This window comes from Paenibacillus sp. AD87 (assembly GCF_001659845.1).
GTDB classification, from domain to species: Bacteria; Bacillota; Bacilli; order Paenibacillales; family Paenibacillaceae; genus Paenibacillus; species Paenibacillus marchantiae.
The window spans coordinates 1,679,881-1,703,758 of sequence record NZ_LXQN01000007.1 but is presented as its reverse complement, the minus strand read 5'-3'; the positions used below and the strand labels follow the sequence as shown (position 1 = coordinate 1,703,758).

26 protein-coding genes and 1 pseudogene are annotated in these 23,878 nt (G+C 43.2%); 12 read left to right on the top strand and 15 right to left on the bottom strand.

All coding sequences use genetic code 11. The features are described from left to right. Positions 1–196: 196 nt before the first annotated feature. Together gpAD87_RS07810 and gpAD87_RS07805 are read right to left on the bottom strand one after the other, a co-directional pair. On the bottom strand, positions 197–1,936 hold the full coding sequence (locus tag gpAD87_RS07810; protein WP_064637285.1) for a sensor histidine kinase: 1,740 nt from the start codon (positions 1,934–1,936) through the stop codon (positions 197–199). Continuing rightward, the gene (locus tag gpAD87_RS07805; RefSeq protein WP_064640793.1) at positions 1,933–2,667 is read right to left on the bottom strand and encodes a response regulator transcription factor; all 735 of its coding nucleotides are present in this window, start codon (positions 2,665–2,667) and stop codon (positions 1,933–1,935) included. The genes gpAD87_RS07810 and gpAD87_RS07805 overlap by 4 nt, the downstream gene beginning before the upstream one ends. A 171-nt stretch (positions 2,668–2,838) precedes the next feature. Here gpAD87_RS07805 and gpAD87_RS07800 point away from each other — a divergent pair, with 171 nt between their 5' ends. After that, positions 2,839–3,150, top strand: coding sequence for a YbjQ family protein (locus tag gpAD87_RS07800; RefSeq protein WP_064637283.1), 312 nt, complete (start codon positions 2,839–2,841; stop codon positions 3,148–3,150). Positions 3,151–3,159: 9 nt separating this feature from the next. Here gpAD87_RS07800 and gpAD87_RS07795 read toward each other — a convergent pair whose 3' ends face one another. Next, the gene (locus gpAD87_RS07795; protein ID WP_064637281.1) at positions 3,160–3,651 is read right to left on the bottom strand and encodes a MepB family protein; all 492 of its coding nucleotides are present in this window, start codon (positions 3,649–3,651) and stop codon (positions 3,160–3,162) included. 166 nt (positions 3,652–3,817) lie between these two features. On the opposite strand from gpAD87_RS07795, the gene gpAD87_RS07790 reads away from it, so the two are divergent. Next, a complete protein-coding gene (locus tag gpAD87_RS07790; RefSeq protein ID WP_197521381.1) occupies positions 3,818–4,783 on the top strand; it encodes a DMT family transporter in 966 nt (321 codons plus the stop codon). A gap of 131 nt (positions 4,784–4,914) precedes the next feature. Here gpAD87_RS07790 and gpAD87_RS07785 read toward each other — a convergent pair whose 3' ends face one another. Continuing rightward, positions 4,915–6,048: a serine hydrolase domain-containing protein gene (locus gpAD87_RS07785; RefSeq protein ID WP_064637279.1), complete on the bottom strand. Its 1,134-nt coding sequence runs from the start codon at positions 6,046–6,048 to the stop codon at positions 4,915–4,917. Between the two features lie 167 nt (positions 6,049–6,215). Further along, positions 6,216–6,730: pseudogene (locus tag gpAD87_RS07780) on the bottom strand (GNAT family N-acetyltransferase). Positions 6,731–7,042: 312 nt separating this feature from the next. Between gpAD87_RS07780 and gpAD87_RS07775 the strand changes: the two are divergent. The 4 genes from gpAD87_RS07775 to gpAD87_RS07760 are packed head-to-tail and all read left to right on the top strand — an operon-like array spanning position 7,043 to position 9,330. Continuing rightward, complete coding sequence (locus gpAD87_RS07775) at positions 7,043–7,774, top strand: dihydrofolate reductase family protein (RefSeq protein ID WP_064637277.1); 732 nt, start codon at positions 7,043–7,045, stop codon at positions 7,772–7,774. A 36-nt stretch (positions 7,775–7,810) separates the two neighbouring features. Then, entirely contained in the window at positions 7,811–8,128 is a 318-nt protein-coding gene (locus gpAD87_RS07770; protein ID WP_064637276.1) for a carboxymuconolactone decarboxylase family protein, read from the top strand. Positions 8,129–8,149: 21 nt separating this feature from the next. Beyond that, positions 8,150–8,545 (top strand): cupin domain-containing protein, encoded by a 396-nt coding sequence (locus tag gpAD87_RS07765; protein ID WP_064637274.1) that lies wholly within the window; start codon positions 8,150–8,152, stop codon positions 8,543–8,545. Positions 8,546–8,583: 38 nt separating this feature from the next. Beyond that, positions 8,584–9,330: an SDR family oxidoreductase gene (locus gpAD87_RS07760; protein ID WP_064637272.1), complete on the top strand. Its 747-nt coding sequence runs from the start codon at positions 8,584–8,586 to the stop codon at positions 9,328–9,330. A gap of 79 nt (positions 9,331–9,409) precedes the next feature. On the opposite strand, the gene gpAD87_RS07755 is transcribed toward gpAD87_RS07760, so the two are convergent. After that, entirely contained in the window at positions 9,410–10,183 is a 774-nt protein-coding gene (locus tag gpAD87_RS07755) for a class I SAM-dependent DNA methyltransferase (protein WP_064637270.1), read from the bottom strand. A gap of 171 nt (positions 10,184–10,354) precedes the next feature. Between gpAD87_RS07755 and gpAD87_RS07750 the strand changes: the two genes are divergently transcribed. Beyond that, entirely contained in the window at positions 10,355–10,777 is a 423-nt protein-coding gene (locus gpAD87_RS07750; RefSeq protein ID WP_064637268.1) for a hypothetical protein, read from the top strand. A 147-nt stretch (positions 10,778–10,924) separates the two neighbouring features. Here gpAD87_RS07750 and gpAD87_RS07745 read toward each other — a convergent pair whose 3' ends face one another. Then, positions 10,925–11,965, bottom strand: a complete 1,041-nt coding sequence (locus gpAD87_RS07745) for an NAD(P)-dependent alcohol dehydrogenase (RefSeq protein ID WP_063562765.1) — start codon at positions 11,963–11,965, stop codon at positions 10,925–10,927. A 182-nt stretch (positions 11,966–12,147) separates the two neighbouring features. On the opposite strand from gpAD87_RS07745, the gene gpAD87_RS07740 reads away from it, so the two are divergent. After that, positions 12,148–12,561, top strand: coding sequence for a MerR family transcriptional regulator (locus gpAD87_RS07740; protein ID WP_064637266.1), 414 nt, complete (start codon positions 12,148–12,150; stop codon positions 12,559–12,561). A 94-nt stretch (positions 12,562–12,655) separates the two neighbouring features. Here the strand turns inward: gpAD87_RS07740 and gpAD87_RS07735 are convergent, their stop codons facing one another. The 4 genes from gpAD87_RS07735 to gpAD87_RS07720 all read right to left on the bottom strand — a co-directional run bounded on the left by gpAD87_RS07735 (position 12,656) and on the right by gpAD87_RS07720 (position 16,492). After that, positions 12,656–13,135, bottom strand: a complete 480-nt coding sequence (locus gpAD87_RS07735; RefSeq protein WP_063562767.1) for a DUF6530 family protein — start codon at positions 13,133–13,135, stop codon at positions 12,656–12,658. 103 nt (positions 13,136–13,238) lie between these two features. Next, positions 13,239–13,598: a GIY-YIG nuclease family protein gene (locus tag gpAD87_RS07730; protein WP_064637265.1), complete on the bottom strand. Its 360-nt coding sequence runs from the start codon at positions 13,596–13,598 to the stop codon at positions 13,239–13,241. 35 nt (positions 13,599–13,633) lie between these two features. Beyond that, a complete protein-coding gene (locus tag gpAD87_RS07725; RefSeq protein WP_064637263.1) occupies positions 13,634–14,842 on the bottom strand; it encodes an MFS transporter in 1,209 nt (402 codons plus the stop codon). Between the two features lie 429 nt (positions 14,843–15,271). Next, positions 15,272–16,492 carry an MFS transporter gene (locus gpAD87_RS07720; protein WP_064637261.1) on the bottom strand — a complete coding sequence of 407 codons (1,221 nt, stop codon included), beginning with the start codon at positions 16,490–16,492 and terminating at the stop codon, positions 15,272–15,274. Between the two features lie 233 nt (positions 16,493–16,725). Between gpAD87_RS07720 and gpAD87_RS07715 the strand changes: the two genes are divergently transcribed. Continuing rightward, positions 16,726–17,589 carry a helix-turn-helix domain-containing protein gene (locus gpAD87_RS07715; protein WP_063562771.1) on the top strand — a complete coding sequence of 288 codons (864 nt, stop codon included), beginning with the start codon at positions 16,726–16,728 and terminating at the stop codon, positions 17,587–17,589. Positions 17,590–17,685: 96 nt separating this feature from the next. Here the strand turns inward: gpAD87_RS07715 and gpAD87_RS07710 are convergent, their stop codons facing one another. Further along, on the bottom strand, positions 17,686–18,582 hold the full coding sequence (locus gpAD87_RS07710) for a cation diffusion facilitator family transporter (RefSeq protein WP_064637259.1): 897 nt from the start codon (positions 18,580–18,582) through the stop codon (positions 17,686–17,688). Positions 18,583–18,901: 319 nt separating this feature from the next. On the opposite strand from gpAD87_RS07710, the gene gpAD87_RS07705 reads away from it, so the two are divergent. Continuing rightward, positions 18,902–19,438, top strand: a complete 537-nt coding sequence (locus gpAD87_RS07705; protein ID WP_064637257.1) for a GNAT family N-acetyltransferase — start codon at positions 18,902–18,904, stop codon at positions 19,436–19,438. Positions 19,439–19,460: 22 nt separating this feature from the next. After that, positions 19,461–20,279: a MerR family transcriptional regulator gene (locus gpAD87_RS07700; RefSeq protein ID WP_064637255.1), complete on the top strand. Its 819-nt coding sequence runs from the start codon at positions 19,461–19,463 to the stop codon at positions 20,277–20,279. 139 nt (positions 20,280–20,418) lie between these two features. Here gpAD87_RS07700 and gpAD87_RS07695 read toward each other — a convergent pair whose 3' ends face one another. Together gpAD87_RS07695 and gpAD87_RS07690 are read right to left on the bottom strand one after the other, a co-directional pair. Continuing rightward, complete coding sequence (locus tag gpAD87_RS07695) at positions 20,419–21,291, bottom strand: YitT family protein (RefSeq protein ID WP_063562775.1); 873 nt, start codon at positions 21,289–21,291, stop codon at positions 20,419–20,421. 123 nt (positions 21,292–21,414) lie between these two features. Continuing rightward, a complete protein-coding gene (locus gpAD87_RS07690; protein WP_064637253.1) occupies positions 21,415–21,771 on the bottom strand; it encodes a MerR family transcriptional regulator in 357 nt (118 codons plus the stop codon). A 111-nt stretch (positions 21,772–21,882) separates the two neighbouring features. Between gpAD87_RS07690 and gpAD87_RS07685 the strand changes: the two genes are divergently transcribed. Then, positions 21,883–22,656: an SDR family NAD(P)-dependent oxidoreductase gene (locus gpAD87_RS07685; RefSeq protein ID WP_064637251.1), complete on the top strand. Its 774-nt coding sequence runs from the start codon at positions 21,883–21,885 to the stop codon at positions 22,654–22,656. A 93-nt stretch (positions 22,657–22,749) separates the two neighbouring features. Here the strand turns inward: gpAD87_RS07685 and nspC are convergent, their stop codons facing one another. Further along, positions 22,750–23,877, bottom strand: a complete 1,128-nt coding sequence (gene nspC / locus gpAD87_RS07680; RefSeq protein WP_064637249.1) for a carboxynorspermidine decarboxylase — start codon at positions 23,875–23,877, stop codon at positions 22,750–22,752. Position 23,878 lies beyond the last annotated feature (1 nt).

Here is a 23,878-nt window from a genome sequence, read left to right as displayed (position 1 = left end):
TGGGATAATTGCCCAGGTTCTTTTTTGATTCAAATATTATTAGTAGCCTATCAAAACATGGCTCTCCTCAACCAGATTACTTTCGTGCAGCATGGTTATGTATCGCAGATGTAGAAGACACCAAAAAAAGCAACCTGCCCTCATATGAGGTTTGGCTGCTTTTTTCAGTAATGGCATTTTTAAGACAGTAAACATCTCAACAGGGTAACAAGATCTCAATTTTCGTACCTTGCCGCACTTTGGATTGTACATGAATTTCTCCACCGTGTGCTTCCACGATCGTTTTGGCAATGCTCATCCCAAGTCCAGAGCCAGCCGTCGATTCCTCTGTATTTGTTCCCCGATAATAGCGATTGAACAAATGCTGCAGCGTTTCCTCGTCCATCCCTTTCCCATTATCGAATATGCGGATACATGCCTTATTGTTCATTCTGCCGATGGAAACGGTCACGTTCACGCCTGGCGGGTTATGCTTCACGGCGTTGGACAGCAAGTTATCCATTAACCGCAGCAACCAGGTTTCATCAGCCTGTACCCACAAGGGACGCTCCTCTCCAACGTAGTGAAACTGGTATTCAGATAGCGTAGCGTCATTGACATACTTCAGCACGGAGCAGCGCACCAGCTCAACCAAATCGATTTTCCGAAGCTCCATAATCGAATCACCTTGCTTGAGCTGATGGATCATGGAAAAGTCAGAGATCAACTCAAGCATGTAATCCCCCTTTTCCCGGATCGTCGCCCCCATGGTACGCATCTCTTCTTGGCTCCATTGTTCCGGTAAACTCTCAAGCATATATCCATAACCTTGAATGGTGGACAGAGGGGTTCGCAGATCATGTGAAATTCCTGACATCCACTCTCTTTGATCTTTCTCCAGCCGCTCGCGCTCCTTCTCGGTTTGGGCCAATTGATCAGCCATTTGATAGAAGGATTCAATGACTTCCTTATAGAGCCTGTAACGGTTTCGCATCGTGCCATTGGAGCGGAATATCTTGCGTTTGTCCTTGGCGGTAAGTACCTGATCATACTGCCCACGCCCCATACGTTCGAACCAGCCTGCGAACAAAATTAGTGGCTGACCGTAACGGTAGCCATGCCAGACCGATAAGGGTACTGCCAAGAGAAGAGCTAGACCTGCAAACCACATAAGTCCGCGTGTTGCCGTATCCATCGCCGGATGTTTCAAAGGACCACCCGCTGGATTGCGCGTATAAAAAATCCAGGTCATTCCACTACGCTGGTCCCGATGGGCGACAATATTCGTATCATAGTTGCTGGGCGATTGCTGGATTGCCAGAATGTCCAGTGGACGGTAGCCCTTCTGGAAATAAGTTTCATCACCGATGGCTTGTTCTGCATGACCAGAGGAATTGATTACCTGGAGATAACTGCCGGTTTCACGCAGTCGCTGATCCAGAAAGGGAAGCTTTTCGCTAGACACCCTCCCTTGTTGCCCATATTCGTGGAACCAGGCCATGAGCTGATCAAGATCAGAACTTTGGTAGCCAAGGACATACAGAACCGGCACATTAAAGGCAAAGTTCAGATGAGTTTGAACAGCATATGTCCCAAGTGTCCGTGTCTCCTGAATATCGAGCAGTTGGGCGATAGAGTACGATGGCGACAGCCCATCATACGAATTTGTATTTACTTCGTAGATGACGTCCCCTTCGGCATTTACAACCTGCATCCACATTCCTTTTTCCTCAATGAGCTTATCCCACTTGGGGGAGATCTGAATGGTCCCGTCCTTTGAAGAAGCTTCTTGAGCAATCAGTTGTAAGGCACCTACTGGAAAGTTCCGGCGCAACTCACTATTGGTCGTGTTTTGAAAGTATATAATGCAAGCAATGAGAGTAATGGCCAAAATGATCAGGGCATAAAAGATCAATTGATACGTGAAGTGGAATGTCATGCGCTGTTGTATCTTCATTGCTCCTGAAACTCCTTCGACAGCTTGTAGCCGAGCCCGCGTACAGTGAGCAGCAATCTTGGATTTCCTGGATCGCTCTCGATCTTCTCTCGTATGCGCCGAATATGTACCATTACCGTGGAGTCATCTCCCTGTCCGTTGATCCCCCACACCTGATCGTAGAGCTGTGTTTTGGAAAATACGACCCCAGGAAACTTGCAGAAATGCAGCAGTAGATGGAAAACCTGTGCAGGACAAGGGACAGACTGTCCCTCCACGATTAACTCACCCTCCGCCTCATTCACGGTGAAGCGGCCGAATCGGTAAACCCCTGGTTCAGGACGCTTCACCTGACTCACAGTTGGAGTTTCAGGCTCCAAACGGCGTATGCGCGCCTGAATTCTTGCAGCTACCTCCAAAGGATTGAAGGGCTTGGTAATATAATCGTCCCCGCCCATGGCGAATCCCCTCAGCACATCGAGATCGGATGCCTTAGCCGTCAGAAATAAAATATGCGGATTTCCGTATTCACGAAGCTTGGAGCATAGCTCCAGACCACTCCCGTCCGGGAGCGTGATGTCGAGCAGGACGATATCCGGGGAAACCCGCTTCACCAGATCGAGAGCTTCCGCACAGGTGGAGGCATCGTACAGCTGATGAAACCCTGCCCTGCGAAGCACCATTTGCAGCATGGTGACTATCGAGGGTTCGTCGTCGACAATTGCGATTTTAATATCCGTTTGATTAGTCATCGTTTTCACCCATTTCATAGTAGCATACTCACATTAACAGAACCTAAACGGCTTGGGCAAACTTAAACGATTGTTCAGCAACTCGTTTAGGCTCTGTTTCAATAACGCTGTTAGCATAGGAAATGAGATTCTGATTCGCAACAAATCTACTTTATTTTAGGAGGAAAACATTTGATAATTACAACAACACCAATAATTGAAGGTTCCCCAGTCAGGCAGTATATCGGCGTTGCAACAGGTGAAGTCATCATCGCTGCCAATGTCGGGAGAGACTTTCTCGCTTCATTTAGAGATCTTGTAGGCGGCCGTTCTCGTACCTATGAGAACAAGCTAAGGGAAGCAAGAGACGCTGCCTTTGAAGAAATGACCGAGCAAGCCGCACAGATGGGAGCCAATGCCGTAATCGGTGTGGATCTGAATTACGAGGTTGTCCGTCAAGGTATGCTCATGGTTGCTGTAAGCGGAACGGCAGTTATTATTTAGGCATTCAAACTAACCAAAATATAAGTCTATTAATTTTTGGTCATCTATTTCATCCGATAAATCAATAAAGTATTGTTGTTGCCACTTTTGTGTTTGCACAGCTGATTTATTTAATTCTTTTTCCCAAGAAGGGTAAACTCTAATAGCCATCTTCCCTTTAGTGTCATTGTTTTTCAAAATTCCTTTTTCGAGTAATTTAGATTTTGGAAAAACGAACTGTCCCTTCATATTTCCATTTATAATTGAGATTATTAGTTTGTCTGGACTTTCGAAAAAGGAGTACGGTTGATTTTGATTGTTTTCATCTTTTTCCCAAAATACAACAAAAAACCCTTTTTTCTTTGGAGTTAATTTGGCGAGGCGACTTCGATATTTATAATCTCCAATATAGATAATCATTCCTTCATATTCTCTATTATGCTTTTCTTCAATAATGTTTGTAATCTCTATATTATCAAAGTTAGCAAGTATGTTATCTATTAGCTCTTTAGATGTAAACATGCTCTCATCCCCTCAATCATTTTTCACAGCGTTAATTATAGCCTCTTAGTCTTGTTATGAAACGGAATTTCATTTTTTTGTTACAGCTACTCGCAGTTTGTGATATGGTCAGTGAGGTGCGATCAGCCCGTACACATTTACATATCATGCGAGGAGAAGATTGAAAGTGAATGAAATAAAAGCATTGGAGAACCCGAACAAGTTTAGTGATCCTTTATTTGTAACCTTAGTTGCAAGTTTATGTTGCTTGTTATGGGGGAGTGCCTACCCGTTTATTAAGCTTGGATATAGTGCTTTTGACATCCTGGCAGAAGATATTCCATCCAAATTTGTATTTGCAGGTTATCGATTTATTTTAGCAGGATTACTGCTCCTATTCCTGTTTCGTGTCATTAGTAAACGGAAATTTGAACTGTCTGGACGACAATTTTCAAGCTTAATTTTGCTTGGCATGTTCCAAACGGGTTTGCAGTATATGTTTTTTTATGTGGGTGTAGCCAATACGACAGGTGTCAAAGGTTCGATTATGAATGCGACAACGACCTTTTTCAGTGTTGTTCTAGCTCATTTTTTATATAAAAATGATAAACTGAGCAAAAATAAAATAGTCGGCTGTTTGCTAGGATTTATTGGCGTAATTATTGTGAATTTCCACTCCAATCTGCTGGAATTCTCCTTCTCTCTCACAGGTGAAGGTTTCGTTATTATGGCGGCTCTTATTTTTTCCATTACGGCCATCTATGCAAAGCACTTGACAGGCTCCATCGACGTCCTTGTTATTACTGGAGTTAGCTTGTTTGTCGGCGGACTGGCACTCACCATACTGGGACTCCTGCTTGGCGGCCGGGTTACACATTTTACACTTGAATCAACGGGTATCTTGATTTATTTAGTTTTACTTTCATCAGCCGCATTCTGCTTATGGAATCTACTTCTGAAATACAACAAAGTGGGGAAAGTATCTGTGTATAACTTCCTTATCCCTGTCTTTGGTGCATTGCTATCGGCGTTATTTTTGGGAGAAACGATTTTGGAATTCAAAAACCTAATTGCATTGCTCTTTGTATCCATCGGTATTTATATGGTTAATCGCGTAACCTCTCGAAAGTTCTCAAATACCCTGGAACCTTAGTTCAAAAAGAAAAGGAAAAAATAATAACAGGGGCGCGACATTGCTCGCGTCCCTGTTTGTTTCCAATTGTACGAATACTCAACATCAAATCGTTGAATTAAGCAAATGTCTCGTCAGATTCCACTCCCGCATTACAAACAGGAATAAACAACATTACGCAAGCGCCGATGAACATAAGGCTCCTGATTGTTCAGCAGATGCTGCGCATACATGACCGTAAGTTCAGAGTCTGGATCAATGATGGCCATACAGCCCGCAGCACCACTCCATCCAAATTCACCTAGTGGACTTAACGAACCGCTGCCCGCTTTGGAGATATGCGTGCGTACACCCAGTCCATAACTATACCCTCCCATATGATCCCAGGAGTAATCATCACGGGTCAGATCGTTCAGATGGTCTGTGCGCATAAGCTCAATTGAAGCCTGTGACAGAATGCGCACGCCTTTCGGACTTGTTCCTTTTCCCGTCAGCGCGCTAAGGAACAGTGCATAGTCGCTAACGGTGGACAATAGTCCGGCACCGCCGCTCTCCAAATCCGTGCCTACCCGAAATCCGTTTCCGTCCATTCGGACGGCTTTTTCAAGCTCATCATTGTAAGCATACTGCGGAATCAGGCGGGTCTGCTGTTCCTCGTTCAGGTCGAATGCCGTATCGTTCATACCTAGCGGTCCGATAATTTCTTCTTGCAGATATTTACCAAAACGTCTACCACTCACAACCTCCACCAAAGCTCCGAGCACATCGTGACACATGCTATAGTTCCAATGCGTACCTGGCTCAAACAGAAGTGGTTCCTTAGCGAGCGCTTTCGCAAATTCTCTTGTCGGTAATGTTCCGTTGGTGCTCTGCACAGCTTCCTGAATGCTTGGCGAGCCAACATCATAGGAAAACCCGGCAGTCATCGTAAACAAGTCGCGTACTGTAATCGCCTTTGTCGCTTTTTCCAATCTGACCTCGCCGCTCGATAATGTTTTCTTCACCGTCATCTCGGCATATTCCGGCAGATAGTCAGATACCGGGTCGCTTAGCAGCATTTTCCCTCTCTCTACAAGTTGAAGCGCTGCCACACAGGTCATAATTTTCGTCATGGAGTAGAGATTGAAGATCGCCCCATCTCTGATGGGCGTTTGCTCCTCCAGATTGGCATAACCATTCCGGTAACGGAAAACGGTATCATTTTGATGCATCACAAGGACCTCTGCCCATGGAATTCTCCATGATGTGATGCGATCAATAAATGAAGCAAGCGGTTTAAAGTCCATATTTTCCAGTCCTTCTATGTAGAATTGTTTATTTTAACACAGTGTGGATCTGTGTTCATGCACGTGACCCACATAGTATTAATATACGACCATTCACATGCATTGACCATATCTAATAGATAGCAACGTTTAAACAATCTGTACATTTTTTAGGATCGGTATTATTACTAGAGTGTCTTGACCATGATAAAATCGATTTGTTCCTCGTCCCCCATGTAAAAAGAGTGAAAGCCAGTCCGAACAAACCCCATCTTCTTGTAAAAAGCAATGGCATTGTCATTCTTTCCCCATACTCCAAGCCAGACTTCCTTCTTTTTGTGCTCCAATGCGGTCTCCATCGCTTTATTTAGCAGATATTTACCCAGTCCATGCTTTTGGAATTTTTCCCGATATAAATTCTCTCAATTTCTAATGAAGCATCACTTATTGGTTCGGATTGGGCGCCATCTCTGTTCACTTTCAGATATCCGGCAAGTTCATCATTGTAGTAGACGAAAAAGATATCTGAGCAGCTATTAGACAGTTCATCTTCCAACTGTTTAGCGTTAAATGCTCTTTCCAGATAGGCTCTCATATTGTCAGGGGAATTCTAATCTTTGAATGTATCGTTGAATGTTTCTATACTTATTTCTTGTAGTTTTTGTAAATCCTCGCGACTGCATGCTCTTATTTCCACGGTCATTGTGATGTATCTCTCCTTATATGAATCATAAAACGGCTTTGTTTTTTTTTGTTGCAAATACAGGCAACTCCCAAAGCGTTTTTTTGTTCATACTATCTTGACGTTTATTTACAATCCACACCTCTATGTTTATTAATGAACAAATTTAATGAATCTAACAATTGATTCTACGATTCTCTCTTATATAATAATAGATAGATGTTCATTATTATATTGATGTAAATTTAAATTACACATCAAAGTAATACTACAGTAATGAATAATATTCACTTTTCCCCCTGCAATCCATTCATGTCGAAAGGAGATGCTACGATGGACAGACCCTATACGATTTGTCATATGCTTAGTTCAATAGATGGCAAAATTATCGGCGATTTTCTGGAAGATGATCGGTCAACCTACTTCATTAAAGAGTATGAACGTATCCATGACCGCTACGGATTTGATGCTTGGATGTGCGGACGAGTCACGATGCAAGAACATTTTGCACATGAATATATTCCTCCACCCAATCAAGAGAAGCAGTCCCCGATTCCTCGAACGGATTATATCGCGCAGCAAGACATTGGAACTTATGCCATCGCCGTAGATCCACACGGCAAATTGGCTTGGACCCATAACTATATATCCGAAGAGAATGGCAACAGAACAAAGGATCACATTATTGAGGTGCTGACTGAACAAGTGCCCGATGCTTATCTCGCATATCTACAGGAATTGGACATCTCTTATATCTTTGGTGGAACGAAAGAGCTAAACGTTGTGACGGTTGTTAAAAAACTGAAAGCATTGTTCTCCATCGATCGATTATTGCTTGAAGGCGGGGGTGTATTAAATGGTTCTTTCCTGAATGAAGGTTTGATCGATGAGTTAAGTCTCGTATTCGTTCCTTTTGCAGAGGCAAGCTCTCCGGCTTTGACCATCTTTGAGAATAGTTCGAGTTCCAAAGAAACCTTCCCCGTTCATTTTGAATTGATAAGAGTCGAACAAATGGAACATAACGGATTGTGGATGACTTATCGAGTAGAAGGAAATTCTAAATAACTCTCAACCGAATTACGAATGGAGGATCACATAGCTATGGAAAAAAAACAAACTGCTGGAAGAGATATATTAGGTGAGTTTGCCCCGAAATTTGCAGAGTTGAATGATGATATTCTGTTTGGCGAGGTATGGTCAAGAGTAGAAGAATTATCTAGTCGTGATCGCAGTATGATTACCGTCTCTGCACTTATTGCCGGTGGGAATTTCGAACAATTAACCCCACACCTTCACAAAGCAAAGGAAAATGGAGTAACTCGTAATGAAGTGTCTGAAATGATTACTCACCTTTCCTTCTATGTGGGCTGGCCGAAGGCATGGTCTGCGTTTAATATTGCAAAAGATATTTATAAATAAAATAGAAAGCAGGGATTCATTATGACAAACGAACATTTGAGTAACAGCACCATCTTCCCACTGGGAAAGAAAGTAGAAGCCAATTTTATTGGAGACGCATATCTAGAGATGGTCTTTACAGATGAAACTCCACTTAATACAAGCATTGGAAATGTCACTTTCGCGCCAGGAGCACGCAATAATTGGCACTCACATGTGGTAGGGCAAGTGCTACTCGTTACAGGTGGTGAAGGCTGGTACCAGGAAGAAGGTAATCCCGCACGATTGCTTAAAACCGGAGATGTTGTAAATATTCCTCCTAACGTTAAGCACTGGCATGGGGCAAAAGCCAATAGTTGGTTTGTGCATTTGGCTATGACACCTGGACAAACCGAATGGTTAGAACCTGTGAATGATGAGTGGTACAACGCGCTCTAAGGAAAGAATCTGATCCAAATGAAAGGAATGAACTGAATATGTCTAATATTGAGGGTAAAGTTGTAATTCTTACGGGAGCATCCAGTGGAATTGGAGAAGCTACCGCGAAAGTTCTTGCTTCAAAAGGGGCCAAACTGGTATTAGCAGCTCGTCGGGAAGAGCGTTTAGTACAATTACAAAAAGAAATTCAGAACAATGGCGGTCACGCTATTATCAAACCAACAGATGTGACTTCGCAAACTCAAATGGAAGACTTGGCTAAGTATGCACTAAGCGAATTTGGTAAAATCGATGTACTAATCAACAATGCAGGAATCATGCCTCAAGCCTTTCTTTTCAAGAAAAAAATTGATGAATGGGACAACATGATCGATGTAAACATTAAAGGTGTCCTCTATGCTATTGCAGCGGTTCTTCCGTCCATGAGAGAACAGAAATCAGGTCATATTTTGAACCTTTCCTCTGTTGCTGGACATAACATATATCCGGGTGGAACTGTATACTGTGGAACAAAGCATGCCGTTACAGCCATCTCCGAAGGGTTGCGTCAGGAAGAAGCCATGAGCGGCACCAATATCAGAGTTACTAATATTTCTCCAGGCGCTGTCACCAGCGAGTTACTGGAAACGACAAGTGATCCAGAGTCCAAAGCAGGCTTAGATGAGTTCTACAAATCCGCTATTGATGCCGATAACATCGCAAGTGCAATCGCATTTGCAATTGAGCAACCATCGGATGTAGCGATTAACGAAATGATTATTCGCCCAACGGTTCAAGTAGGTTAATGGTATTAATTTACTCAAAAAAGGAACGAATGCAAGCTTCTTATCGAGGCTGCTTCGTTCCTTTATTTATAGCATAAGCTTACAATTTTCGAGCTGTCACCATAGGCTGGTAATAACCCGTGTCCGCAGGAAAATGCCATTCTACATCCATAAAACCTTTCGCCCTTAATACGTTGTTCATCTCTTCTCGCAACAATGCTCTGTACGGTGTGCTATTATGTTTTGTTTTCCATTCACCATTCATTTCTTGCACAATAAATTGGTTTGTCGTATACGTTTTCCCATCTTCGGCCCAGTCCCATACCTGAAAAACGATCCTCTTCCCCTTATCTAGAACACGCGGCTGCGTGGTTGATGGTCTCTCTTTTACCAATGCATCATAGTCTCTTATGGTAGCAATGAACAAGCCATTCCGATTAAGCTTTGTATATATATTTTGAAAGGCCTTATGTAAATCTCCGTCTGTAAGTAGATGTGGAATAGCATTGTCTGCGGATAGAACGATATCAAAAGCTCCCCTTACATCTGTATCCAACGAGCGAAAGTCGGCAACCCCAAAGTTTATGTTAACTCCGCGGGATGCGGCTTCTTTCTCAGCTCTTTTTACGGAATCAGGACTTACGTCAGTCGCACTTACGTTATACCCGTATTTCGCTAGTCCGATTGCTTGTGTACCTATACCACATGAACAATCCAAAAGTGAAAGGGTACTTGTAGTAGAATGAGTCAACTTGGATTGGATGACTTGGTCGAGAATCTGCGCTTGCTGTGCAATGGATTGATTCCAATCAGCAAAAATAAGATGATATTCCTCTGCAATCTCGTCATAGAACTTTAGAACGGAATCTTTCATTTCCAATCCCCCTCAATTGGTCATATTTGTTGCTCATTACATTACCACACTTGGAATGATTCTGCCCGTTAGTTGAATAAGATGCCTTTTTTTTGATTATTTTCAGAAGTCCAAGCATACTAGTAACCTTTGAATATACTATTCTATCCCACTGACTAGGAGGTAGATTCAATGACAACGTTTCTTGATGCGAGAACATCGCAAAACGCAAGTTTGGCTAACTCGATTGCTATTCCGATTCTAGTAATCAACACGCCGCAATTGTTTGGACAAATTGGTCTTCTGACCTCAGGTGCAGGTGCTAACCCTAGAGTTCAATTTAAAGGAACGGTTTCTGTACAATTACCTTTAGCTCTTGTCGGAATAACGATCACCATTGTAAGAGGTACCTTGTCGACTGACCCTGTAATTTACTCAGCAACTTCAACATTTGATTTGAGTCTTTTGGCTCCTCAAATTATTACGTTCTCTGCGGATGATTTCAATCCGCCAATTACCCCTCAATTGACATACACTGCATTCGTAAGCTCCAACTTGCTGGGTACGATCCGTGTAGGTCCTGAGAACTTTGATGGATTCGTCGTTTCAGACTAATACAACAGCTCCTCTTTCTAATGCTTTCACTCAGTCTCCTTCATCATAAAAGAAGAAAATCCAATCGCAATGTTATGAGCGATTGGATTTTCTGATTTCTAGGTATAGATCAAATGGTAAATGTCTTTACAACTACTTTAAAACAATTTAAATTGTGCTAGTATCAATTACGAATCTGTACTTCACATCAGAAGCTAATACACGTTTGTATGCTTCGTCAATTTGGTCAGCTGAAATGACTTCGATCATAGGAACAATACTATGTTCTGCACAGAAATCAAGCATTTCCTGAGTCTCACGGATGCCACCGATCATTGAACCTGCAAATGAACGACGGTGACCGATGAGGGACATCACGTTTACTGCCAACGGCTCCCCAGGCGCACCCACATTAACCAGCGTGCCATCCAGAGTGAGCAGTGAGAAGTAAGCATTGATGTCGATATTTGCACTTACTGTGTTAATAATCAGATCAAAAGACCCGGCGAGTTTTTTGAACGTATCTGGTTCACTTGTGGCATAGTAATGATCTGCCCCGAATTGCAAACCATCCTCTTTTTTCTTCAATGATTGTGACAGAACAGTTACTTCTGCGCCCATGGCATGTGCAATTTTGACAGCCATATGACCCAGACCGCCCAGACCTACAACCGCTACTTTTTTACCTGGTCCAGCTCCCCAATGATTCAGCGGCGAGTAGGTTGTAATACCTGCACATAGAAGAGGTGCAGCGACATCCAGCTCAATGTTATCCGGAATACGAACGATGAACTCCTCAGTTACGACGATGTGAGTGGAGTATCCACCTTGTGTAGGTTCGCCGTACTTATCAACACCCGCGTAGGTGGGAACATTTCCTTTGAGACAATACTGCTCTTCTCCTTGGCGGCAGTTCTCACATTCGCCACAGGAGTCAACCATGCATCCAACCCCTACTCGGTCACCAACTTTGTACTTTGAAACTTCGGCTCCCACATCTGTGACAATTCCTGCGATCTCATGTCCAGGTACGAGCGGATAGTTTACGGGGCCCCATTCGCCGTGAGCAGTATGGATGTCAGAATGGCAAATGCCGGCATATTTAATCTCGATCAGGACATCGTGCAGATCCAGATCGCGTCGTTTAATCTCAGCCGCCCGGAATGATTGGTGCGGACCGTCAACAGCTCGTGCTTTAGCAGTTATCATCATAAAACCTCCTAAGATTGTCATTCTTCCTCTTCTCTTGCAAAACTATCTTAATCCCTCTAGTTAACTCTAGGTCAAATGTCTTTTGAAATTTTGACATCCTGCAGCCTTCGTGGTAGAATCCCAAAAGATAATCCTAGAGTTAGCTCGAAGTCTATATTAGTACGAAAAGGGGAAAATAAATGACGTATTCAATTAGCGAGGTTGCTAAAGAATTGAATCTAACCGTATATACATTGCGCTACTACGACAAGGAAGGACTCATGCCCTTTGTAGAGCGTACCCCTGGCGGAGCACGGAACTTCAAAGAATCAGACATCGATTTTTTAAAGATCATTCAATGTCTGAAAGCTACTGGGATGCCGATCAAGGATATCAAAGATTTTATTGCATGGTGTTCCGAGGGGGACTCCACCTTACAGGAGCGATATGACATGTTCACCGAACGCAAGGCCAGTGTAGAAGCACAAATGGAAGAACTTCGAAAGACCATGGAAGTTATTGAACATAAACGTGCATATTACAGGACTGCTCTCGATGCTGGAACGGAAGAGATTCATCAAAGCAATAGAATGGGAAATTTCATTGCTAACTAATTACGTTATATTTAACTCACAAAAAAAGAGCCTAAACGTCTATAGACGTTTAGGCTCTTTTTGCTCAATCCACTTCAGCAATGACGTTTTCCTGTTAATAACCCATATCCTTTAATATTTTGGATAATGTGCGCAAACGCTCGCCAATCATTTCATCGTCATCACTCAGAGCTTGGCTGAACAGCTTAATATCTTCATTTATTCTCTCATTGTCCGTACAGATCTCCACGGACATTGCATCCCCTTGCAGGCCAACACGATCGATGACAGGCTGCTCTGGGTCATATAAATTCTCATATCTATAGGCCTCGCGAAAATGTTCCAAAGACCGACAGATCAGAATGGACAAATCCAGCACGCGATGGAGAGGCAGTTCCTCAGATTGTCTGGACCACTTTTCTCCAGTGTATCTCCATACTTTCGCTGAAATATCAACCTTTCCTCTATCGTTCCACTGGGCCAATCCCAGGGAAAGACCTTTTGCGTCCGTGTTTCCGGCCATTCGGCCATCAACCTTTTCATAATTATCAGATACGATAACAGGTTTATGTTTTAACGTTGTAGGTATTTTCAATTACATTCCCTCATTCCGTTTACCTTTTTACTAATTTACTAAACGACGGTTTCATCTTATCTTGATTTTCACTGTTAGTCAAATTCGTTTCCTGTTACATGATTTAATTCTGTGGAGGTCTATTATAGCCCTTGTCTCCGTAGGGTTGTAACTTCTGAAGCCACGGCTTCAGGATTTGTTTTTGTTCCCAACGTATATCCGTCACCTTATCGATGTCCTTCTGTTCCAGTACCTCATAAGTGAATGCGTCTTCTCCGAATTCTCTCCACTCTTTTTGTAACTCGGCATTTGCAAATCTTCCTTGATCCAGTTGCATCTGCAGAGTAAACCATTTGTTTTTCAAGTTGGGATAGCTGTCGATATAGATTTTACCGTTTACTTTGTTTTTAATTTGGGCTACACCCATGTATGTCTTGATCTGCTTGTATTCCTCCAGTAGCTCCCTGCGCTTATTCATATCCATGTCTCTCTCTCCTTATCGTTTCGTTTCCCTTTCCGTCATGATGATGGAGTTTCCTCGGCTTTACTTCTCCTTTCAATGACAATAGGGAGCAATAGTAGCGCACCAATAATCACAAAAACACCACTTGCTATAAATACACTAAGCAAGGAAAACGTATCCTTGAGATATCCGGAGGTAAGCATACCAATCACCATCATTCCCATAAAAATCGGCATGATCGCTCCGGATACCCGGCCAATAAATGCTCCTTCCGTATTCCGCACAAGAAGCGTCTGAATCCCACCTTGGATACACGGGAAGAACAAACCGCTGATGACGAGCAGAATAATGGTTAACCAAATTTGTGTTGATGCGCCCATTCCAACCGTACAGATCGCACTAACAAGTAAGCCGACTAAAAGCAATAACTGTGGCTTTACTTTTTTAGCGATCGCCATGATCACAGCACCTCCGACCAACATGGCCGCCCCATTCGCCATCACCAGCCATTGTAAGAACTCTTTGTCCTGATTCAAATTTTCAATAACAAGAAAGAGCTGAAGCGGTTGAGTTAGTCCTGTTGCCAAACCAACTGCCGAGAAGGTTAATCCAAGTGTTCTCAAGGATTTATTCGCCCCGATATAACGCAGGCCATCCGTCAGCTCTTTAACGAAGCCGCCACTATCCCCTGATCTTTCCTCTTTTACATCTCGGGGAAGCGATGATAATACAAGCGAAGAGCCCAAAAACATGGCCGCTGTCAGGATGAGGGATACGTTAATGCCAAACTTAATGAAAATAAACGTGCCGATGACCGGCCCCAAAACCATAAAAACAGCAACAAGCGTTTGGGACATGGCCATGACACCCTGCAATTGTTCGGCTGGTACATGCCGTTTGTACAGTTTCATCGCCGAAGGCTGAGAAAACTGTGACAAGCTGGCAGAAACGAAAGATCCAATCAGAAGTGCAATCCATCCACCATTCATGACCGCAAGCAATACAACACCAACGGACAAACCTGAGAATAAATCGCTCCATACCATTGTTTTTTTCGGCCGCCATCGATCGGCAAAGGTACCGCCAATCAGGCCAAATATAAAGATCGGTGAGAATTCCGCTACCGAAATCAGTGAAATATCAACGGGATTATTATGCGTCAATTCTGAAACATAAAGAAGAACGGCATAATTCCGGATCCAGATTCCGAGCTGCAATAGAACTCGGGAAAGGATAATTGTTCGAACATATGGATTGGCAAACATTTTAATACCCCATATCCTTTAAGATTTTTGCTAACGTGCGCAGCCGTTCCCTATTCATTCCATCATAAAGCAACGGCTTCTTTCATTTTCCCCCTCCTATCCATCAATTTTTTTATTTAGTAATTTACTAAATTACTAATTTACTAAATCACGGCTTCATTCTATACAGGATATCTCCCTTCGTCAACCGTTTTTTGAATGCTTCCTTTTCACTTCTGTTTTTTGAACAATAAAGTGATCGATGGGAAAAGGGTGCTGTTCAGCTCATTTCTACTGTAATTTTTGGACAAGAAGTGTATCCAAAAAAACACAAAAAAGCCGCTAAAATTAGCGGCTTTCCGTGCTCGAACATATATGATTATGTCGTTTCATTTGGTTACTCAATGAAAAGTCACGCTTCTGGAGCAAATAAGCAGACTTCAGGGTCTACTAATTGGTACTTGGAATCGAGTAGTCTACTTTATGAGCGGTGGCTGCTTCCGGTTTCAATTGAATGGATCGCTGGCAGATCGCTGTGATCCCAAAAGCCATCAGAGCTAGGATCACAGCTACTGGTGGTACCCACTTCACACCCCCTAAACTGACAGCAAGTCCGCCAACTCCGGAACCGAGGGCTATCCCCACGTTTGCCGCCACGGGCAGCAGCGTGGACGCGAACGGTCTGGAATTCGGCGCGATCGCTCCGGAGACGTCGAACAGATAGAGCTGGGACGCTGCGCTCATGGATGATGACAGGCAACCGATCAGGAACAGGAACGCCAAGCCCAGCCATAGATGAGACACAGTGAAGCTGAGTCCCAAAAAGATTGCAGCTTGAATGACGAAAAGCCACTTGAGCTTGGGCAAGAAATCTCCTTTGGCTATTTTGGCACCAATCCAATTGCTTAGTATGCTGCAGGCACCGTATATGAGGAGTACAGCGCTAATCCAACGTGTAGGTATACCCATGGACTGTCCCAGTAACGGAGTGATATACGTAAAGATTACAAAAATACAACTGTTTCCAAGAACCGGAATCAAGCAGGCCAGCAATATACGCGGCTTCATAAATAGCGCCATCTGATCACTGAATGAACCGGCAATGGTCGTTGTTTGTCGCGGAAGAATCCGGAACATGAATATGAATGGCACGACCCCGATGCATGCCGTAACAACAAACGTCATGGACCAGTTCAGATGCTGTCCGATGAAGGTTCCGAGCGGGACGCCAAGCACATTGGCAATGGAAAAGCCACCCAGTATCCAGGCGATCGCTTCCCCTCTCCGTTCCCGGTTAACTGCATCGCTTGCAATCGAGATCGAAAGCGATATCGTAAGTCCGCATGCAACAGCTGAAGCGATCCGAATAACCATCAAGGAATAGAACGTCGTTGAGAACATGGTAAGTACGTTTAAGGCAAGCACGACTGCAAACCCAATTAAAATGGAGTTTCTTCGAGGAATTTTGGCCAAGAAAGCAACAGCAAACGGTGTTCCGATCGCATAGGCAATGGCGAAGCCCGATACTAGCGCACCTGCGGCAGCCAGCGATACTTTCATATAGGTTTCGATTTCCTTCAATACGCCTACAATCACGTATTCGGTTGTTCCCAATACAAAGCTAACTAAGGTAAGTGTTAAAATAAGTAAATTTTCTCTTTTTCTAGTCAAAAATAAGCCCTCACAATTCTCTCTAATGTTGCAAGCGTTTCATTTTCTTAAATAGATTCCATTCTTAACAAATTTTGCTTTCACATCCCTTCAATTCGATATATAGTACATATTATTGAATAGTGAAATTGTACTGTTAGACATGCTAGGCGACAATCAAGGTTGTTGTGATCTTCATCCAAAACATTATGTATGTTGTCATTTCACCACAGAATCTTGAAGGGAAGACATTAATGAATACACGCCATGAGCCCCACCGACTACATGAAGATCAAGATTGCATTATTATTTATGTAGGGAAGTTGGCAGACAATCCGCATTGGAGTTTTCCGACCCACAAACATGACGATTTGCATGAGATTATTTACGTTAATGAGGGTCAGGGTTCGTTCACGATTGATGGGACAAAGCACTCAGCCCGAAAGGGAGATCTTCTTGTATATAACAAAGGAACACTTCACGAGGAAAAATCGGACCCGGAATTCCCCTTATCCACCTTTTATTGCGGATTTCGTTTCAAAGAGGGTACCCGTGCCAACAACGATTGGATTATTCCTCCCGGTAGCGAGCCAGTTGTTCGTGCCAATCGTTATTCGGAAGAGATCCGTTCGTTAATGCAGACCATGTTCAATGAATTTTCAATCCGGGAAGAAGGATATGATTCTATTTCCCATCATCTGCTGAATGCCGTTCTGCTCATTATCGATCGCATGTCTCACCATCAGCGCACAGCTAGTGAGATCGTTCGGAATAATACCCTCGCTGAAAGCATCAAAGACTATTTGGATACGAACTATCGTCAAAATATTAAGCTGAAGGACTTGGCGGACCAATTCCATATCGATTTCTACTACTTGATCCATATGTATAAAAATTGCTACGGTACCTCCCCCTATCATTACCTCATTCAGCGAAGAATGGGAGAAGCGACCCGATTGTTGGTTTCGACCAAGAAAAAAGTATGGGAAATCTCCAAGTTGGTCGGGTACGAGAACCCAAACTACTTTACAATTTTATTTACCAAAACGGTAGGTGAATCTCCGAGAAGTTTCCGCAAAAGATATCAAAAGGACATGTTTGGGGACCCTTCCAACTAAAAAAACAGGTAGCCCGAGGGCTACCTGTCCTGTCATACGTCAAGAAGAGACTATGTCCATGTTTACCGGCAAGTTCTTTTATATGCCGCTTATGTTTTATACTTGACCCACTTCGCTAGGGGCTTCGTCTGGTTCAACGTGAACATGAACAGTGTACACATCATGTTCTCTTAACAATTCGTCTTCTACATTTGTTGAAATATCATGAGCTTTCTGAAGATCCAAATCCGATCGTACAAGAATTACCACATCGACAACGGCATTATTACCGTAATTCCGGGCTCTTAAGTCTTTAACCGCCTCAACGCCATCTACATTGGCAATTGTACTCCTGTATTCCTTGATGAGCTCTTCATCAAATCCATCTGTAAGATGGTGTGTTGCTTCACGAAAAATGTCCCAAGCGGTTTTACATATTAGAAAGCCCACTGCTACAGCTGTTAATGGGTCGAGCCATGGCAGGCCGAATTGGGAACCAATAATCCCTATAACTGTCCCTATACTAACCCAGGCATCCGAGATATTGTCTTTTGCAGCTGCCATAACCGCCTGGCTCTTGATCTTCAAAGCAAGTCTTTTGTTATATCTGTAAACCAGATACATCACAGCGGCACAGAAAATGCCTGTCCATGCTGCGATGATGTCTGGAGATTCGCTTTTCCCCTGGAATACGGATGTAATAGCTTCGTATAACACTTGAAGCCCTACTGCCATCATTATAAAAGAAGCAACCAGTGAGGCAACGGTCTCTGCTTTCCAGTGTCCGTATGTATGATCTTTATCAGCTGGACGCTGAGCAAGTCTCAGACCGATAAGAACCGCGATCGAAGCTATAATATCGGTAGCATTGTTTAACCCATCGGCTTTCAAAGCCTCAGAATTAGACATATAACCGATCATCATTTTAATTGCAGTCAAACAAATATAAGCAATAATACTGATGATTGCTCCCTTTTCACCCAATTTTAAGTTGTCGTACTTTATTTGCTCCACGAAAAGTAATCCCCCTGATTCCAACTGTTTTCTAGCACTTTACGATGGTATCATCACGGTGTTGTGTGGGTCTAGAGAAACGTTTTGAACCAAGTAAAACAATGTCTGTACAACGAAAGAGTTTGACCTCGGCCAAAAAAAGTTGCGATAAGTAAACTTTTAGATATTGTGAATCGCCCCCCTTATCCACTCACAATTCTCCTCTTCACTTCGGTCTGCCCTACCTTTTCCGCCATATTGCTTGACTCTGGTATCGTACCAGGGTTTATCGTTGGTTTATAACAAATATGGCTTTACAAATCAGGAGTGGATTAAGTAGATGTTACAAAAACGGTTTGACCAAGTGTTTGAAATTATGAAGCAGTCGTTTCCCGAAGCTGAATATCGGGAATATTCAGAACAGAAGAAGTTGCTTTCCAATTCATGCTACCGCCTTCTTACAGAGGAAAATGAACAGAATGAAGTGACTGGCTTTCTCGCAGGCTGGGAGTTCGAGTCGTTCAAATATATAGAGCATTTGGCTGTTTCCCCGAACATTCGTGGAGGCGGCATAGGCAAGCGGTTAATGGAACGTTACATGAAGCAGACCGCCAAGCCGGTTATATTGGAAGTTGAATTGCCAGAAGATGAGATGAAGCGGAGAAGGATCGGATTTTACGAGCGTCTGGGATTCTGCTTGGGAGATCATTCTTATGTTCAGCCGCCTCTTCGTGCTGTCGGGCAGGAAACCCTCTCATTACAGATCATGAGTTATCCAGCAAAGTTGAACCCAACACAATTTGAAATGGTGAAAAAAATGCTGTATAAGGAAGTGTATGGCGCGCCTTCAGCATACGCGCACGCATCAAATAATTAAGTGTAAACGAGGAAGACAACCGATGAAAAACGATTATAAAATCAATGAAATTTCGAAGCTTTACGGAATAGGTGTTGACGCGCTGCGTTATTACGAAAAATTAGGGTTGCTGGTGCCTCGGCGAGACGGAAACGGGTATCGTCTGTATAGCCTTCAAGATATGTATAAACTGAATATCATCCGGGACCTGCGCCAGTTGGATTTTACCATGCAACAGATCAAAGCTTATTTGGATCAGCAAAGTGTCGAAAATACGCTTGAATTGTTATTGACTGAACAGGAACTGATTAAGGAACAAATTGCAAAGCTTAAAACTACGCAGCGTATTATTCAGGGCAGAATCAAGGTATTGACTGACGCAAGCAAAATTCAGACAGGAGTTTTCTCTATCAAAACGTATCCCGACCGGCCGTGTCTGCAACTCAATACACGCATAACTAGGGATGAGGAGATGGATTATGCCATTAAGAAGCTGCACCAAAAGCATAAAAGTCACATTCCGGACTTTGGAAACCAATTATATGGTGCATCCGTGTCCCTTGAGGAACTAAAGCATGGTGTGAGGGATGTTTTTAACTCCGTCTTCTTTATCTTTAATCCTGACGAAGCCGGAAAGATCGATTACGATTACAACCTGCCAGCTGGTGAGTATCTATCCCTTTTTTATCGGGGTAACTACCGTCAAAGTCATGAAAAAATGCTTGAGGTCGTTGCACATGCCAACGAAAAAGGGCTCCGTGTAATGGGTGATCCTTTTGAGATTTATGAAATTGATAATCGTGATACGATCATTACCGAGCAATTTCTGACTGAAATACAGTTGAGGATTTGCAAAGAATGATAAATTTCAAGGGTAGAAGTTATTGGATCGGAATTGACACAATAACTTCTACTTTATAACAAAAAAAGCCGCTATATTAGCGACTTTTTGTATGTTAAATCCTTTTCACCGCGACAGTAACTCATACTCATTTTAGTGATTAGTGAATATCTTTCTTTTTGAAATTTCCGCCCTTAACTTCGGCTACATCGTAAACTACAATAAAAGCATTGGGATCAATTTCGTGAATGATATCCTTGATTTTGCTTTCCTCCATACGGTTGATTACACAGGTAATTTCTTTAAATTGTTCATTGGTATAACCGCCGTAGGCATCGGTATAAGTTGCTCCACGACCTAACCGGTCACGAATGGTTTCGACCATGATCTCCGGTTGATTGGTGATAATTTTAAAGGTTTTGGAGCCGCTCAAACCTTCTTCAACAATATGTATCACTTTGGAAGCGATGTAATAAGCAAGTGCGGACAGGATCGCCCCTTGAAGACCAAATACAGTTGACACGACAATAAAGACAAACATGTTCAAAAATAAGATTAGATCACTGGTTCCAAAAGGTAATTTTCGTGAAAGCAGGACAGCCAACATATCGATTCCATCCAATGCCCCACCATTACGCAACGCCAAACCCATACCAAAACCGATGATAATACCGCCCACAACGGTAATTAACAATGTATCCCCTTGAATAATTGTTGGTACATGGTGCATAAGGCTTGTACCGACAGCTAGCGAGGCAATACCGATAATGGAATAAATAGCAAAGCTCTTACCTATTTGTTTGTAGCCTAACCATACAAATGGAATGTTGATGATACCAATCAGCATCCCTAACGGTAAACCAAACAGTTGTGAGCCAACGATACTAAGACCTGTCACACCACCGTCTGATACATTATTTGGAATCAAAACAGCTTCCAGACCATATGAGGTGATAAAAGCCCCAATCATAATCAATAAAACTTTAGAGATGATTTTCAGTTTGTTAGATTTTTGCACGTTCCTTTGATTCATTCCTTTTCCCCCTTGATGAACAACCATAAAAAATAGTCTATAACAAAATTCACTATTTTGGCAATAGATCGTCATATATGTAACCACTGAATTCGCTCTGCTCGTTTCTTCGATCAGATTACATTATTTCCCGATTAATGCTCGATATGCCGTAATTTTATTCTCCAGCATCTGATCTGCTGAGTGAAGTGTGTGCATCTGCTGTTGAATCGCCTCTTTGTGCTCTTCCAGCAATTTCAAACGCTCTGCAGCCGTATGCTCACCTTCCTGAAATAACGATGCGTACTTTTTGATGATAGCGATCGGCATTTGAGTCTCTTTTAGTTTGATTACAAATTGCAGCCATTTCAGGTGCGATTCGTTGTAGCGTCTGTCTCCACTAGCATCACGGAGCGGTACGATAATCTGCTCCTTCTCATAATAACGCAATGTGTGGGTACTGAGACCAAGTAGTTCAGCCACTTCACCGATCGTGTGCATGGTGACCCTCCCTTCTATATTCCGCTTGACTTAGAGTAAGCTCTAATCAGTATAATCAACTCGTACTCATATCACAAAAAATAATGAACCGAAAATCCAGGAGGAATATCCATGAAGTATACAGTGATTACCAGTGCCAGTTCGGGCATTGGCTATGAAGCAGCTTTGGCTTTTGCGGCTCGCGGCAAACATTTGATCCTGGCTGCACGCAGAACCGACGAATTGGAGAAGTTAAAATCAAAAGTAAGTGAAATTGATCCTGATCTGGACATTGTCATTCGCACTGTGGATCTGTCCATTGCTGCCAATGTCCATGCATTCTATGAAAGTCTCCATCATTACTCTATCGAGACATGGATTAACAACGCAGGGTTCGGAAATTTTGCTTCGGTTGGTGAACAACATCTACCTAAAATCGAACAAATGCTTCATCTGAATATAGAAGCATTAACCATTCTTTCTTCCCTGTATGTGCGTGATTATGCAGAGGTTGAGGGCACTCAGATCATTAACATCTCCTCTGGAGGTGGATATACGATCGTGCCGGATGCAATAACCTACTGTGCAACAAAGTTCTATGTAAGTGCCTTTACGGAAGGGCTCGCACATGAATTAAAAGGCAAGCATGCTGCAATGCAAGCGAAAGTGCTCGCGCCCGCTGCAACGGAAACGGAATTTGCGGAACGTGCTTTTGATCTGGACCAGTTCAAATATGAGGGCCGTGTTCCCCAATTTCATACAGCAGAACAAATGGCTGGATTCTTGCTTGAATTATATGACAGCGAAAGCGTCGTCGGTATTGTAAATGGATTAACCTATGAGTTTGAATTGAAAGAACCGATCTTTCCGTATGCCGCGAGAGCAGCCTCGAAACCCAACGATTAATCATAAAAACAGCCGTTAACCCATCCTATGTGAAACGTCAAAAGGGAACCTGTGATCAGGTTCCCTTTTGCTCTTGCTATATCTATAAAAGTATTAAGCCAATCTCATTTTGAAGTCCTGATAGCCGAACTCGCGAACCACTTCGCAATCGCCATCTTTTCTTTTCACTGCGATGGCTGGCAGCGGCATGCCATTAAATGTATTGGTTTTGACCATGGAGTAGATCGCCATGTCCTCAAATACTAATCTGTCACCCGTTTTGAGCGGTTGGTCAAACGAATAATCGCCGATCACATCACCCGACAGGCAAGTTTGTCCACCCAGACGATACAGGTGAGGTTTTTCTCCCGCTTCTCCAGAACCGATAAGCGGCGGGCGATACGGCATTTCAAGCACGTCCGGCATATGGCATGTTGCCGAGGTATCCAGAATAGCAATGTCCATACCGTTCTTGTGGAAATCGAGCACAGAAGTCACCAGGAAGCCCGCGTTCAGCGCAACCGCTTCGCCCGGCTCAAGATATACTTCCAGGCCATATTTCTCCTGCATACGTTTGATGCAGGCTTCCAGCCTTGCAATGTCGTAATCCTCGCGTGTGATGTGGTGTCCACCGCCGAAGTTGATCCATTCCATTTGTGGAAGCCATTGTCCAAACTTCTCTTCTACCGCATTCAGCGTCGTTTCCAGATCATCTGAATTTTGCTGGCACAAGGTATGGAAATGCAGTCCGGAAACGCCTTCCAACAGCTCCGCGCGGAAATCTTCATGCTTAGCACCGAACCTCGAACCAGGAGAGCATGGATCGTAAATCTCATGCCCCTCCTGAGTCGAGCATTCAGGGTTAATACGCAGGCCTACTTTTCGACCAGCCTGAAGCGCTTTGCCCTTGAATTTCTCCAGTTGGGAGAAAGAATTGAAGATAATATGATCAGTAATCGAAAGGATTTCATCGATCTCATCTTCACGATAGGCCGGGGCAAAGACATGGTTCTCTTTGCCCATCTCCTCATGACCCAGGCGGGCTTCATACAGCCCGCTTGCCGTTGCACCACTCAGATATTCTCCAATGAGCGGATACATCGTGGTCATGGAAAATGCTTTCTGAGCCAGCACGATTTTGGCTCCTGTACGTTGCATGACACCGTTCAGGATTTTGAGATTTCTTTCGATAAGTCCTTCGTCAACAACAAAACATGGTGTCGGTAATTGCTCAAACCGCATC